General features: G+C 60.8%; 11 protein-coding genes. 2 read left to right on the plus strand and 9 right to left on the minus strand.

What is annotated here, in order from left to right:
• The first annotated feature begins 21 nt into the window (after positions 1 to 21).
• Positions 22 to 2,487, plus strand: coding sequence for an FG-GAP-like repeat-containing protein (locus BM408_RS21080; protein WP_092132525.1), 2,466 nt, complete (start codon positions 22 to 24; stop codon positions 2,485 to 2,487).
• Between the two features lie 72 nt (positions 2,488 to 2,559).
• Positions 2,560 to 6,342, plus strand: coding sequence for an RHS repeat domain-containing protein (locus BM408_RS21085; RefSeq protein WP_254774906.1), 3,783 nt, complete (start codon positions 2,560 to 2,562; stop codon positions 6,340 to 6,342).
• A gap of 544 nt (positions 6,343 to 6,886) precedes the next feature.
• Here the strand turns inward: BM408_RS21085 and BM408_RS21090 are convergent.
• From BM408_RS21090 to BM408_RS21130, 9 genes are read right to left on the minus strand one after another with little or no spacing between them, the layout of a single operon-like run.
• The gene (locus BM408_RS21090; protein ID WP_092132527.1) at positions 6,887 to 7,420 is read right to left on the minus strand and encodes a hypothetical protein; all 534 of its coding nucleotides are present in this window, start codon (positions 7,418 to 7,420) and stop codon (positions 6,887 to 6,889) included.
• Positions 7,417 to 8,094 carry a hypothetical protein gene (locus tag BM408_RS21095; RefSeq protein WP_092132529.1) on the minus strand — a complete coding sequence of 226 codons (678 nt, stop codon included), beginning with the start codon at positions 8,092 to 8,094 and terminating at the stop codon, positions 7,417 to 7,419. Before BM408_RS21095 ends, BM408_RS21090 begins: the two co-directional genes overlap by 4 nt.
• Before the next feature lie 34 nt (positions 8,095 to 8,128).
• Positions 8,129 to 9,769, minus strand: coding sequence for a GspE/PulE family protein (locus BM408_RS21100; RefSeq protein WP_092132530.1), 1,641 nt, complete (start codon positions 9,767 to 9,769; stop codon positions 8,129 to 8,131).
• Positions 9,770 to 9,783: 14 nt separating this feature from the next.
• On the minus strand, positions 9,784 to 10,977 hold the full coding sequence (locus BM408_RS21105) for a type II secretion system F family protein (RefSeq protein WP_092132532.1): 1,194 nt from the start codon (positions 10,975 to 10,977) through the stop codon (positions 9,784 to 9,786).
• 9 nt (positions 10,978 to 10,986) lie between these two features.
• Positions 10,987 to 11,442, minus strand: coding sequence for a type II secretion system protein (locus BM408_RS21110; RefSeq protein WP_139237390.1), 456 nt, complete (start codon positions 11,440 to 11,442; stop codon positions 10,987 to 10,989).
• 52 nt (positions 11,443 to 11,494) lie between these two features.
• Positions 11,495 to 11,917 carry a type II secretion system protein gene (locus BM408_RS21115; RefSeq protein ID WP_175541871.1) on the minus strand — a complete coding sequence of 141 codons (423 nt, stop codon included), beginning with the start codon at positions 11,915 to 11,917 and terminating at the stop codon, positions 11,495 to 11,497.
• Positions 11,904 to 12,404 carry a type II secretion system protein gene (locus tag BM408_RS21120; protein ID WP_092132535.1) on the minus strand — a complete coding sequence of 167 codons (501 nt, stop codon included), beginning with the start codon at positions 12,402 to 12,404 and terminating at the stop codon, positions 11,904 to 11,906. Before BM408_RS21120 ends, BM408_RS21115 begins: the two co-directional genes overlap by 14 nt.
• Positions 12,401 to 14,707 carry a cohesin domain-containing protein gene (locus BM408_RS21125; RefSeq protein ID WP_092132536.1) on the minus strand — a complete coding sequence of 769 codons (2,307 nt, stop codon included), beginning with the start codon at positions 14,705 to 14,707 and terminating at the stop codon, positions 12,401 to 12,403. Before BM408_RS21125 ends, BM408_RS21120 begins: the two co-directional genes overlap by 4 nt.
• Positions 14,704 to 15,213 carry a hypothetical protein gene (locus tag BM408_RS21130; RefSeq protein WP_092132538.1) on the minus strand — a complete coding sequence of 170 codons (510 nt, stop codon included), beginning with the start codon at positions 15,211 to 15,213 and terminating at the stop codon, positions 14,704 to 14,706. Before BM408_RS21130 ends, BM408_RS21125 begins: the two co-directional genes overlap by 4 nt.
• Position 15,214: the final 1 nt, after the last annotated feature.

The raw sequence follows: 15,214 nt of genomic DNA on the forward strand, positions 1-15,214 counted from the left end.
AGGGGAAGCGTTAACTACAACATGAATGACCGCTACTGCCTGGACGGCCAGCGCTTGATCCTGGTCAGCGGCACGTACGGTGCCACGGGTAGTGAATACAAAACCGAGCTGGACAGCTTCAGCCGCATCATCGCAACGGGAACAGCGGGCAATGGCGTGGCTTACTTCACGGTGCAGACCAAAGCCGGCCTGACGATGGAATACGGCAACACCGCCGACTCCCGCATTGAGGCGCAAGGCAAGACCTCGGTGCGGGTCTGGGCTGTCAACAAGATCAGCGACGTCAAGACCAACTTCATGACGTTCAGCTACACCGAGGACGACGTAAACGGCGAGTATTACCTCGCCCGTGTTGACTATGCGGGCAACGTCACTGCCGGCGCCAGTCCGGCCAGTCAGATACGTTTTAACTATGAAGCAAGGCCGGACATCCTGGTCCGGTACCGCAATGGCGCCAAAAGCAGAACGCCACTGCGGATGACTTCAGTGCAGGCTTACGCCGGCCTGTCTCTGGTTAAAAGTTATGCGCTTTCTTATGACAACCTGGCTGCCGGAGGCTCGACACGGCTAACAGGCATACAGGAATGCGAGAACACCAATGCATGCGTACAGCCCACAAATTTTGGGTGGCTGACTGGCACCAATGGAATGGACGCGGCAGTTGTTGCAACCGATATCAATGGCAGCGGCTGGACCTCCAGCGCCTATCCTCGCCGGTTCGCTGATGTCAATGGTGACGGAATGCCCGATATTGTTTTGATCGACAAGGACGAAGCAGTCGCCCATGTATTTTTGGCCAAGGGAGACGGTTCATTCCTTGCCCAGCCGGTTTCAACTGACGTCAACGGCAGCGGCTGGACTGAGTCCGCCTACCCCCGGTATCTGATAGATGTGAACGGTGACGGGCGGGCAGATCTGGTGATGGCTGCTAACAGTGAAGCAGAGGTGTACGTGTTTCTCGGCCAGGCGAACGGGTCTTTCTCACAGCAGGCTGTGGTCACTGACGTCAACGGCAGCGGCTGGATTTCCAGCGCCTATCCCCGGCGATTCGCCGATGTCAACGGTGATGGCCTGTTGGACTTCGTCCTGATCGACAAGGATGAAGCGGTGCCCTATGTGTTTCTTGGCAAGGAAGATGGTTCATTCATGGCGCAACCGGTTTCGACGGATGTCAACGGCAGCGGATGGACCGAGTCAGCCTATCCCCGGTATTTGATGGACGTCAACGGTGATGGGCGGGCAGATCTGGTGATGGTGGCCAATAGCGAGGCGCAGGTGCACGTTTTTCTGGGGCAGGAGAACGGTTCTTTCTCACAGCAGGCGCTATCGACTGACGTTGACGGAAGCGGCTGGACGTCCAGCGCTTTCTCCCGGCAATTCGCCGATGTCAATGGCGATGGCCTGCCGGACTTCATCCTGATTAGCAAGGATGAGGCGGTACCGCATGTCTTCCTGGGCAAAGGTGACGGAACGTTCCTGGGCCAGCCTGTATCCACCGACATCGATGGCAATGGATGGGCTGAGTCGACTTATCTCCGCAACTTCGCGGACATCAATGGAGATGGGCGGGCGGACCTGGTGATGACGCTGATTAGCGAAGCGAAGACCTATGTATGGCTGGGTCAGGCCGATGGTTCATTTGTGCAGCAGCCCGTATCGACGGACATTAACGGCGATGGCTGGACTTCGAGTGCCTATGTCCGGGAGTTTGCCGACATCAATGGTGACGGCAAGAGCGACCTGATCCTGGTGACGGAAAGTGAAGCCATCATGCATGTGTCTCTTTCCAGGTTTCCAGCTTCTTTGCTTCAGTCTGTTTCAAGAGGCTCCGACATCACCGCGACGATCGCCTATAAGCCTCTCACCGACAGCGTGTTCTACGCCAAAGACACGGAGCCCAATGCTTCGGCGTATCCGAAACTGGATCTGCAGTATGCGCAATACGTGGTCAGTTCAGTCGCCAGCAGCAACGGCGTCGGCGGCACGGTCACCACGCAATACAACTACGGTGGGCTGAAGGCAGAGCAGGGCACAGGCCGGGGCATGCTGGGCTTTCGGTGGATGAGGTCAAAGAACCTGGCGAACAACATTGAAAGCTACACAGAGTTCAACCAGAGCTGGCCGTTAACGGGAAGTGTTGCCAAGAGCGAAACCAGGCTGGCCGGCTCGGGCAACGCAGGTGTGCTCAAACGCGCCACCAACAGCTATGCCCAGGGCACGGGCTCGGCCACAGGCACCACCTTTGTGTACCCCAGCCAGAGCGTGGAAGAAAGCTGGGACCTGGGTGGCGCCGCTTATCCGACGGTGACCAATACCTATCAATACGGCCAAAGCCCGCAGTACGGCGACCCGACGCAAATCAGCGTGACCAACAGTGCAGGGGCCGGCAAGACCACCGTCAACGAATACTGGCCGGCCAATACCGGCAGCGGCAGCTGGGTGCTCGGGCGGCTCAAGAAAGCCACCGTGACCAGCGTGGCGCCTTAGGCGAATCGCCAAGCCAAACACAAACGATCAGAAGCAAGAGCAAGAAGCAAGATTCATAAGAGGGCGGGAAACATGAAACACCATATCCACAAAAACTTTGCAGCCATCACTCTGCTGGCCGTACTTGGCTGGGGGCAAGCGGCATGGGCCGATACCAAGGTGCGCGCCAGCAGCTTTGAGTACGACGCAAGCGGGCTGCTGACCAAAGAGGTGGTGGAGCCCGACAGCCCCAATGATTGTCTGCAGACCAGCTACGCCTACGACACCTTTGGGAACAAGACCGGTGTCACGACGTCTGCCTGCGCAGGTGCCAGTGGCTACGCCATCTCCAGCGCTGGCGCACCGCGCACTGCGACCAGCAACTTTGGTACCGACGGCCGCTTCCCTTTAAGCACCAGCAACGTTCTCGGGCAAAGCGAGACCAAGGTTTATGACGCCCGCTTTGGCGCCCCATCGAGCCTGACCGGCCCCAACAGCCTGGCCACCCAGTGGGAGTACGACGGCTTTGGCAGAAAGAGCAAGGAGACCCGCTCCGACGGCACCTACACCACTTGGGCCTACAAGCTGTGCACAGACGCCGGCATCAGCTGCCCCGGCCCTATCGGTGGGGCGGTGATTAACTGGGTCGCCATCGAGCAAAGCTACGCGAGCAATGCCACAGCTAGCGTCCCCGAGAAGCGCGCTTATTACGACACTCTGAACCGCGTGGTACGCACCCAGTCGGCCGGTTTTGACGGTGCAGGCGCTGCGCCGACTCTTGTACAGGACACCGAGTACGACGCCCTGGGCCGTGTGGCCCGCAAGTCCAACCTCTACAAACTGGTCGGCGGTACTGCCTACTGGGCCAGCTACGCCTATGACATGTTGGGACACGTCATTCGCGAAGAGTCGCCTGATCCTGATGCAGTAGGCGGCGTGGCCGTCACCACCATCAGCTACAGCGGCTTGACTACGGTCACCACCAACAGCAAAGGCCAGACCAAGACCACCATCAAGAACGCACAAGGCCAGGTCGCCCAGACTCTCGATGCTCAGGGCAACAGCATTACCTATAGCTACGACGCGCTCGGCCAGCTCACCCAAACGAATGCGGCCGGCTCTATTACGACGATGGCCTATAACCAGCGCGGCCAGAAGATCAGCATGGCCGACCCCGCCATGGGCGCCTGGGAGTACCGCTACAACGTTTTTGGCGAGCTCGTCTGGCAGCGTGACAGCCTGGGCCAAGCCGTCACCATGGCGTACGACACCCTGGGCCGCATGACCCAGCGCACCGAGCCAGACCTGGTAAGCCAGTGGAGCTACGACAAGAAGTTTGACGGCAATGCCTGCGGCAAGGGCGTGGGCAAGCTCTGTGAAGCCAAGTCTGACAATGGCTACAACCGCGTGCACACCTACGACACACTGGGCCGGCCGATTAGCACGGCCACCGTGCTGGACAACCCCAGTACCCCGGCAGTCGTCAGCGTCGCTTACGACGCCGTCACCGGCCGCTTGGCTAGCAAGACCTGGCCCACCGGCTACCAGGCCAGCTACGTTTACAGCGCCACCGGCTACTTGAAACAGGTCAACGGCGGTGGCACCGGCGGCTTTACCCAGACCGTGAGCTACGAGGTGCTGGCCATGGACGCCCAGGGCCATATCACCCAGTACAAACAGGGCAACCAGGTCACCACCGTCAAGGCTTATCAGGAAGCCACCGGCAAGCTGACCGGCCAGACGGCTACCAAAGATGGGCAGGCCACCGGCAATGTGCTCAGCCAGAGCTATACCTATGACTCGTTGGGCAACCTGACCACGCGGGCAGACAACTCACCCGGTGTCGGCACCCAGGAGAGCTTCAGCTACGACAGCCTGAACCGCCTGACCTTGAACACCTTGTTGGGTGGCGCGGTCAGCCCGCCAACGACGACCGAAGTGATGTACGACGCCCGGGGCAATATCACTTACAAGAGCGATGTAGGCCGCTACTGGTATGACGCAGCACGGCCGAACCGCATGACCAACATCACGCTGGAGACTGCTCCAGGTGCGCAAATTGCACTCAGCGGCACGCGTCAGCTGGCCTACGCCTTTGATGACTACAAGCCGGGCGCACAGACGGTCAACGGAACAGCGTTGGGTAACGGCAACCTCGAATACACGGTCAGCCTGGATGCGGTCAACAGCCGCCACACCTACCGCGGCGAGACGTACACCAGCTTCAACATGCCGGCCACGATCACCTTCGGCAACATGTCGGGTAGCACGGCCGGGCCTGTGGACCGCAACTTGGCCTTTGTCTACGGCCCCGAACACCAGCGGATCAAGCAGACGGTGGTGGGTGGACCTAATCCAGGCACCACCTGGTACCTCAACGGTGAAGACTCCTTGGGTCTGAGCTACGAGAAGGAGATCAAGGGCACGGGCATCACCGAGAACAAACATTACGTGAGTGCTGGCGGGGTGGTGTTTGCACTGTTTGTGAGCCGCACAGGCACGCTCGGTTCAACCCCAGCCACCACCACCAGCTACTTCCATAATGACCACCTGAGCAGCGTGGTGGCGATCAGTGATGAGACCGGCACCGTCGTCGAGCGCATGGCATTTGATGCCTGGGGCAAGCGGCGCTTCGTCAACGGCACGCCGGATGTGCTGGACTCCATCGTCGGCTTCAACACCGACCGCGGCTACACCATGCATGAGCACCTCGATGAGATGGGGGTGATCCATATGAATGGGCGAATCTATGACCCGCTCATTGGGCGGTTCATGAGTGCGGATCCGTTTATCCAGAGCCCGGACACGCTGCAGAGCTACAACCGCTATGCCTACGTACTGAACAACCCTTTGACCCTTACGGATCCCAGCGGCTACTTCAGTTTGGGAGGCTGGTTCAAGGCATTTGTTTCATTCTCATTCAACCCGTCTCTGAAGAACACGTTCAATCTGATCGCGGCCCAACCGGGACAGAAGCAGATTGACCAATTCATCATGAGTAACCAACTGCTCTACAGTGCTGGGCAAATAGTGGCTGCTTATTTTGGGGGACCAGCAGGGGCGGCGGCGTACTCTTCTTATTACGCCTATCGGAGCACAGGGTCCATGACTGCGGCTTATAAAGCCGGTGCTATTAGCTATGCAACAGCAGTTGGCTTCCACGTTGTAGGTGACATTGCCCCGTCTGGAATTGGCAACGTGATCGGCCACATGGCAGTGGGCTGTGCGAGCGCGGCGGCCAGTGGCGGTGATTGTGGTTCAGGCGCACTTGCAGCTGGGGCTGGGTCAGCCTGGAGTAAATATGGTCCGAAGTTTGAAGGCTTTGCAGCTAAATTGGTTTCGCATGCGATAGTAGGTGGCACTGCCAGCGTACTTGGAGGGGGTAAGTTCGAGAATGGGGCCGTCACTGCTGCGTTTGGATACCTTTTTAATGAGCTTAGACATGAGAGTTCAAGTCTTCAGCGCGGTGAGGCAACGAAGGGCACCAGGGCAGCTTACGCACATGGTTGGATCGATGCTAGCGAAAATGCTATTCCGGATGATCCTGTCGCCCATAGACAGGCGATGGCTGAACTTACCGATGGTGCTAGCACTGTTGTAGCGCTGGGAACTGCTGCCTGCGTAGCCTTTACCCCGTGTGCAGGGGGGGCGGTCGTAGGGGGAACTATCATTGGCGCTGGGCTTAGTGTGACGAATAGTGCTCTTATAAGTTCTCCTTCTAGTTCTTTTGTCGATGCGGGAATTGACCGCTTGGCTTCGCTCGTCCCTAAGGGGTGGAAATTTGCTAGTCAAATCGCTGCCGAAGTATTCAAGAAAACAGGCGTCGTAGATAGCTCGAAAGCGGCAATTGATCAAAGCGTCAAAAGGCCGAACTAGGCATCTACGAGGGCAATAACCGACTAGGGCAGCAACAAATGAAATTACCGCCAATATTCGCGGTCGATTATGTCGGCGTGCTGTTGTCCTTCATTGGCCTAATAGGGCTAACTGGCTGGGTTCAGGGCCTTGTTTTGATCTCGGCGGGGGTCTGTTTTGCGATTGGACGATGGCTCGCCTATATGAAAAATGCGAGCTCCGACTAGGTGAATGTCTGGTAGGGTAGGGCCTACATGCTTTCCGGTGTTAGATGCCGCGAAATCAGATACTTCACCCAGTTCGCTCATCCATGTGACGCCATTCCTTCAAATTTGATGATGTCAAGTTAACTTGACATGCGCGTTATACCCTCGAACGTTTGAAGGCAATTTTCAGATCGAATTGGGTCGTAGCCCTTTAAATTAAGGCATGGATTGCTACTAAAATAATAGCAATCGTTTTTTTACTTGGATGGGTTCATCTTGCGACGGGGATTTCGAATCCCCTGCGTCGACCAATTTGACGGCAAGTGAGAAATGAGCGAGCGCTCTTTAAACCTGCGCCATCAAAGCTTGCTCAGCTGCACAAACCACAAACCCCGAACCACCTGCGCCGAAGCAAACCCGATCTGGCTGCCGCCACCTCCGGCGCCCGTCACGCTTTCCAGCTGCCAGGGCCTGCTTTCATAACCGCCATTGAGCGCTTCCGTCACCGCCGAGGCTTTGGCGATCGCATCCAGCTCAAACTCCAGGCGCAGCACGCCGGCCGTGCCATCGAGGTTCATGTTGCGCAACCGGACACCGATTTCTTTGAGGTTTTCGGCAGAGGCAAACACCTTATTCAGGTCTTGTTGCAGCAACTGAACGGCTTGCTCTGCGCTGGCTTGTTTGGGGTCGGCAACGACAACCCGGCGTGCATTGAGCTGTGCTATTTGCTGTTTGGCAAGGCTGACGCGGCTTTCAATGTCGCGGGTTGCCTGGCTGGACTTCTGCCAATACAAGGCCACGCCGCCTGCCAGGCACACGGCGCCCAAGGCGGCCGCAGCCCATATCCAGTGCCAGCGTTTCTCCACCACAAAATCAATATCAATCGCCTTCATACGCTGTACCAGTGGCCGGCCCAGCGGCGAGGAGCGTTTGCCATGAAAGGGTGGGGATTCAGGCTGAAGCCGAGTTTGGCAAACCCGCTTTCCTCATGGCCTTGGTCTTGCAGCCATTGTTGGGTATGGGCTTGCAAAGACGTGGCGTCCGGTTCACCGGGCAAGGTCATGGTCTTGAAGCCGCCCTTGCCGTCGCTTGCGATCAGGGTGGCGGCGTCGGGTTCAATCACCAGCAGGCTTTTGATCGTGCGCTGGCGGCTGAGTTTTGATTGGGTGGCGGTCGCCCATAAGGGCGACACCGACACCAGCCTGCAGCCCAGTTGCATCGCCCAGCGTTCCAGTTCTTGCTGCATGGGCAATGAGATGGCCGCCGCTGCGCCGGGCGCGAGGGCGTCGATTTCGCAAGCGATCTGTTCAAGATCGGTGCCCATGTCTCTGGCGGCGGATGCCAATGCGATTTGCCGCCGTTCTTCCCAGCGGGTCACGCCTTCAGGAACTGTCACGCCGAGGGCCGGGCACCAGGCGCCGCTCAGGCTGACGCGCAAGCGGCTGCCTTTTTTAAGGACGACCTGTGCGGCGGCTGCGCTGTCGGCCAGTCGGGCCAGCACGCGCTCCAGCGGCAGGGTAGCCGGGCTGCGCGAGACGATGGCTTCTTTGGCTCCGGCCTTGAGCATTGCCACGCCTTGCCCCAGATAAACATCTACTGTTTCAGACCAGACCGACCACACGGGCGACCTCCTCAAGCGTAGTGGCGCCTTCTTCAACCCGGGCAATGGCTTGTGCCAGCAGGCGTGTGCTGGCGTCGTGGTACACGGTTTCCTTGAGTTCGGTCATGGAGGTTTTTCGGACAATCAGGTCGCGCACGGCATCCGTCAGTTCATGAACTTCGGCGACGACAAAGCGCCCGCGGTAGCCGGTCTGGCGGCAGTGTTCACAGCCTTGGGCTTTGGGTAATTTGTGCGGCACGGGCAAGCCCAGCGCCGTGAGCTTTTCGCGCTCAGCGGCGGTGGGTTCTATCCACTGCACACAATGCGGGCACAGCTTGCGCAGCAGTCGTTGCACCACCACACCGTTCAGGGCAGAGGCCAGCGCAAAGGGGTCGATGCCAAAGTGCTGGAAGCGGCCCAGCACGTCAAACAGGCTGTTGGCGTGCACGGTGGTGAAGACGAGGTGGCCGGTCAATGAGGACTGGATGGCGATCTCGGCCGTCTCGGCATCGCGGATTTCGCCGACCAGAATCTTGTCGGGATCATGGCGCAGGATGGAGCGCAGGCCGGTGGCGAAGGTCAAACCTTTTTGCTCGTTGACCGGGATCTGCAGTACACCGGGCAGCTCATATTCCACCGGGTCTTCAATGGTGACGATTTTTTCCAGGCCGTCGTTGGCTTCTGACAGCGCTGCATACACCGTGGTGGTTTTGCCGCTACCGGTCGGCCCGGTGATGAGCAGCATGCCGTGGGGCCGGGTGGCCAGGTCGCGAATGGTGGCGGCCACCGGGCCGTCAAAACCCAGTACGTCGAGCGACATGCTTTCTTCTGTGTGGCGCAACTGGGCCTTGTCTAGCAGACGCAGCACGGCGTCTTCTCCAAAAATGCTGGGCATGATGGAAACGCGCAGGTCGATGCTGTCGCCGTTTTTCTGCTGCCAGTGGATGCGCCCGTCTTGCGGGCGGCGGCGTTCGGTGATGTCGAGTTGGGCCAGCACCTTGATGCGCGAGATTACTTCTTCGGCGCGCTGCGGGTCGTCCAGTCTTTCGCCGGGCGCCATCACGCCGTCGAGCCGGTATTTGATGCCCACGCCTTTGCGGTCTTTTTCAAAATGGATGTCGCTGGCGCCTTCTTCATAGGCCTTGGCAATCGCCTGGTCGACAAACTGCACGACAGGGGAGGCGTCGTTGAGGCTGCCCGGCCGAGCTGAGTCGGCGGTTGCAGCGGGGGCCGTTGATTTCTGCGTTTTCTTGAGAAAGGCGATCTGTCCCGGGCGCGCCAGTGCAAGCTGTCTGTTTGCCTGGGTGCTTCTGGCAAGTGCCAGCGTGGCCTCCGCGGACCATGGGTCTTCGCAGAGCAGCAAGGTCTTCCCGTCGAGCGTGACCTTGAAAACCAGGGCCGCCATATTCGTCGCACCGGCCGCCGCGCTCTCGGACTTGACGCCTGGCCACTGGTCGTCGGCAATGACAGCAATACCGTGCCCCTCGAGCAGCGTCGCGCCTAAGGCGGCTTCGGTTGTGTTTAACGCTTCGATCAGGCCTAACCAAAGGCTGCCGTCCAGCGCGGGAGATTTGCGCAGTGCGGCCAGCACCTGGTCGAATTCGCTCTGAGCAAGAAGATTGGTGGGAATGGGAGTATTCATGTGTACAGCGCCGCCTAGCGCAGGCTGGTGGCCATATCAAACACGGGCAGGTACATCATGACCACGATGGTACCAACCATCAAGGCGACCGCCAGCAGCAACAGGGGTTCGACGATGCGCGTCGTGCGTTCGACAAACAGCTCAAAGCGCTCGCCATGGATGCGAGAGACGACGTCGGCCGCCAGATGGAAGTCGCCATTGCGTTCAGCGGCCGCCATCAGGCGCCGTCCGACCTCGTCGCACAGGCGGGCTTGCGCCAAGGCCTGCGACACCAGGCCACCGCGCTCTATCTGGCCCAGCGCCTGGGCGAGGGCGGTTCTCAATTCAGGTGACAAGGCCGATTGGCTGGCCACGGCCATGGCGTCCGTCATCGGGTAACCGCCCTTGAGCAGCAAAGCCAGCGCCTGGTACATCATGGCCAGCTGGAAGTCTTCGATGCGGCGCTGGATCCAGGGAATCGCCCGCGCCGCCTTGACTGTTAGCCGCTTGGCGTGGCCGCTGACGATGCCGTACGCCAGCACCATCGCCGTAGCAAGCAGGCCGCCAAGAACAAGCGCGCGGTTCTTGCCGATGAACTGGCTGATCTCGATGGTCAGCGCCGTGGTGCCCGTCGAGGCGCCGCGAAGGTTTTCATACATGCCGGCGAAGTTGGGCATGACCACCAGCAGCAGAAACAAGGAGATGGTCAGGCCCAGCGTGGTCACCAGGGCAGGGTAAATGGATGCGCTGATAACCTTGGTGCGCAGCTCTTCTACCAGCTTGTTAAAGCGCAGGTAATCGTCAACCGCCTCGACCAGGTTGCTGGTGCGTTCACCGGCGCGTACGGCGGCAATCAGCACAGCCGGTGTATTGGGGAGCTCGCTGAGAGACGTTGACAGCGACTGGCCTTGCTCCAGCCGCACCAGCAAGGCTGCCGCGATGCCGTCATTGCGGCCTTCAAGGCGCTGGCGGGCCGACAGCGTGTCGACCGCCTCCACCACGGTCATACCGGCGTGGATGAGGGTTCTGACTTCCCGGCAAAACATGGGGAAAGGGTTACCTGCCAGCGAGAAGCGGAAGGCCCAGGGTTTGGAGGCCACGCGCACGCTCAGCACAGTCTGCCCTTGGGTTTGCAGCGAGGCTCTTAATGAGGTTTCATCAGGCGCCTCAAGCACCTGCTCATTGACGGCAGAGTCTCCCAGGCGAAGGCTTCGAACGTGGTACTGCATGTTTCGGCTCTAGCGGCGCGGCGCTGTCGACGCAGGGGGAGGGCTGTAAACAAACTGCCAGTCGGCATAGCGGCTTGCGGCCGGCAGCGCCAGGTTGTCCAGTTCAATGGGGGCGCTGCGAATCGGTTGTGCGGTCGATACGCTGTGCACGCCGGCAATGCCGCCGTCTGCCGCCCGCACGATGCCCCAGTTGGCGGACCGGGTCATGGGGTCTGGGTAGATCTCGCGAATGTGCCGGCGGGTGCCGACAAAACGTTTGTCTTCGGTGAGGTCTTCCAGTGTCTGGGGCCAGCGCTTGAGATTGCCGGGCGACGACTCGTAGTAAGCGCCGATCGCCTGTGCATAGGCCTGTCCGGTGCGCAGCAGGTCTGCCTCTCGCTCGCGCAAATCTTGCTGCGAGACATAGGTCATCACGCTTTGTGTGGCCAGCGCGAGGATCAGCATCGCCGCCAGAACGGCTGCCATGGTGAAGCCCTGCTGGCGCTGCGCCATGTGCGGCGGGGTTGCTGTGAGGCGGCTACCAGCTCGCATAGTCCGTGCCGTCTCTGGCGCGTTGGGTTGCGCCGCTTTTCACGTCAAAAACGCCTTTGCTGGATTCCTTGGGCGGAATCAGCACCCAGGAGTCCAGCCGCTTGGTGATCGGGTCAAGCGGCACGGCGCGTATGTAGCGCTGCACGACCAGTTCATCCAGGGTCTCGGGGTAGCGGGCCTTATCACGGTAGAACTGGTCTATGGCGGTGCGCAGGCCCACCAGGTTTTGCCGCAGCACGGTTTCGCGGGCGTCGTCTACCCGGGAAAGGTAGCGGGGCGCCACCATGCTGGCCAGAATTGCCAGCACGGCCATCACCACCAGCAGTTCGATCAAGGTGAAACCGGCGAGCCGGCGCAGCGCCTTCATGGCGCCGCGCTTGCAGGGCAGGGACGTGTCACCAGCTCGCATAGGGTGATCCGTCGAGGCCGGTGGCGGCCGACGATGAGTGGACGTCGTAGACATCGGCTCCGGGTGTGGGTTTGGAGGCCGGGGATGCGTAGCTGCGCAGGCTCCAGGTCTGGTCGGCCGGCAGGCGGGCGTCGGCAAAAGGGTCGCGGGGTATCTGGCGCAGAAAGTACTGCATCTGGCCTCTGCCCTGCGGCCGGATATCTGGTGTGCCCTCTACCAGCATCTTGAGGCTGGAGGGGTAGCCGCTTTCCCCTGCGGCGATGGCTACACCGCCGCGGTCCGCAGCCCGTTTGTAGTCGTCGATGGCGCCTCGAATTTCCCGCAGGGCGGCCCGCAATTCACGTTCTTTTTGCGCCGTGACCAGGGTTTCGCCAAGCGGCATCACCGCGGCGGCGAGCACGCCCAGCACCGCCATGACCACCAGCAGCTCGATGATGGTAAAGCCGCGCGCCAGGCCCGTGGCATTGACGACCGGGCGCAGTTTCATTTCACATCAAGGCGCAGTGCGGGCAGTTCACCCACAGCCGCCCCACCGCTCAAGGCAATCGGTTTGAGGCTGGTGATGCCCAGGTCGACGGGGCCGGCGGATTTGGCTTTCAGGCGCAGTTGCAGCAGGCTGCCCTGGCCGGTCGCGCCCTGGCTGTCGTTGCTCAGGATGCCCGCGCCAATGCGGCCGGTGGTGGTATTGACCGCCTGGGTAAAGCTGGTGGTGGCGCCCGACTGCTTGAAGAAGCTGCCTTCGGTGACGTCCAGCACTTCCAGGGATTGCGCCGGGAATGAAATTTCCAGGGGCGCGCCCCTCAACGCCGCACCTGACGACAGGTTCAGGGTGACGACAAACTCCGTGCCTGCCTTCACTTCGGCAGGCGCCTTCCACGAGGCCACGATGGGGCCGGCGGCCGCAACCGCTTTTGCCGCCGCGCTGGCTGCGTCCGAGCTGGTTCCCGCTGGCGCCGCCAGGGCGACTGTGGCTGGCTGGCTGCTTGCTGATGCAGTGACAACCTCTGCGCCCACGGCTTTGGCGATGGGCACGCGCGCTGGCGATGCGCGCAGACGCGTGGCCATTTCGCTGCCCACCCACATTTCCGCCTGGGAAATATCCGGATGGGGCGCGCTGCGCAGGATGCGCGGCGTGATGGCCAGGATCAGCTCGGTGCGCTGGTAATCGTCTTTCTGGCTGGAAAAGAGGCGCCCCAGGACCGGCATGTCACCCAGGCCGGGGACGCGGTTGGCGCTGGAGCGGTCTTCATTGCTGATCAGCCCGCCCAGCAATTGGGTTTCGCCGTCACGCAGCCTCAGCACGGTGTTCGCATTGCGAGTGCCGATCTGGTAGGCCAGCGAGCCGGCCGCCGTGCGGACTTCCTTGGCGATGCTGCTGACTTCCAGGCCCAGCTTGATGGAGACCTCGTCGTCGGGCGAGACCACGGGTTCGACCTCCAGTTTGATACCGACGTCCAGGAAGCTGATGCTTTCGGACAGGAAGGTGGCCGTGGAGCTGGTAGTCACGACCGGCACCTTGTCGCCGATGAGGATCTTTGCCTTTTCGCGGTTTTTGGCCCGGATGCGCGGGTTGGCCAGGACGTTGAAGTCGCCGACTTCGCGCCGCAGGTTGATCAGCGTGTTGCCGATGCCCACGCCGATGCGTTCCGAATTGAGGCTTCTCACGCTGCTGACCGTCAGGCCCGTGGCGCCCGGCAAGGGCAGGGGGGTGAGTGTGAGAGAGTTCGGGAAGTTGATGCCGAGTTCGGTGAGCCGCGCAGTTTTGACTTCCAGGATTTCCACCTCCATCATGACCTCGGCATCGCCGATGTCGTGCAGCGCGACAAGCCGTTCCGCAAGGGCAATGATTTCCGGGCTTTCACGAAGGGCGATCAGGTTGGCGCGCTCGTCCACAAAAGGGTCCTTGATGCGCAGCATGTTGCGTAACAAGGCTGCGGTGGATTTCGCCTCGGCGTTGCCCAGGTGGAAAACACGGATCACCTGCTCCTGGTGCTCACGCTGTTTCTCGGGCGTGTTGGGGTAGATCAGCACGGTTTGAGGGTCGACGGTCCGGCGCGACAGCTGGTGGGCGCCCACGACCAGGTCGATGGCGTCGTCGACCTTGGCAGATCGAAGGTACAGCGTCACACGGTTGTCCTGTTTGACGTCGCGGTCCAGGATGAAATTGATGCCGCTTCCGCGCGTAATGGCCTCCAGCACCGTAGACAGCGGGGCGTTGCGGAAGTCCAGCGTGATAGGGCGGTTTTCCGCCAGGCCGCGGCGTCCGGCGGGCTCGGTTTCAAACCGCAGTTCAGCCTCCAGTCGGCGCTGCAGGGCCAGCAGCTCTGGCTGCCGGGGTGAGTCGCGCAAACCTTTTTCGACCACGCGCAAGGCCTGCTCCCTGTTTTTGGCGTTCATCAGGGTCAGGGCTTCGTCCAGACTTTTTTCGGCCCGGCGCTGCGCGGTGATGTCGTTTTGCAGCGCCAGGATACGGTCATTTTTCGGGTCCAGGGCCTGTGCGCGCAGCAATGTGTTGTCGGCGTCGTCAAAGCGGCCTGTGGCGCGGTACTGGATGGCCTGCGCCACCAGCCGTGAGACCGCCTCGTTTTGCACGGAGACCAGCGTTGCGCGCAGGGCTGTGTTGTCAGGGTATTTAACAAGGCCTTCCTGGATGCCCTGCAGGGCGCCTTCGTAGTCCCCCTGGCGCATCTTGGCGTTCACGTCGTCGCGAACAAACTGCGCGCAGCCTGTCAGGACAAAAAAAGAAGCCAGGCTGCTCCAGGTTGCCAGTTGCAATGTGCGGAGTTTCATCGGATCTCGTAAGTAGGGGGAGCAGGAAGGTCGAGGCGGGTGTTGAAATTCATGGGCAGGTAGCTGAGTTCCACGGATCGCTCATGGATGGCGTTCACCCTGTACCCATTGGGCAAGGTCTGGCCTACCGACAACGAGAGCGTGGTGTCGCCCATCGCCGCAAAAATGACCTGGCTGCCGTCGGGCGCAATCATCCTGCCGGTGAACTGCAGGTTCAAGGGAGGCGGTGAGGGCGGCGGCGGCGCGATCTGCACTGGCTTGGGCGCGATGACCACAGGCGCCGGGGCGGCCACGATGGCAAACGGGTCGCGGCTGGCGGCGTCCAGCGCGGGGCGCTCAAGAATGGCCGGCAGGGGTGCAAGGGGTTTGGATGCCCGCATTGCGGCACTTGGGGCGCCTGCGCTGCGCGAGGGCTCAACAGGCGAAGAGGCCAGCGGCGGCGCGGCAACCCAGGCGATGATCGCGACCGCGCCCACCGACGAATAAATCCAGAGCCGGCTTGCCATC

This window comes from Polaromonas sp. YR568, from assembly GCF_900116715.1.
Lineage (GTDB): Bacteria > Pseudomonadota > Gammaproteobacteria > Burkholderiales > Burkholderiaceae_C > Polaromonas.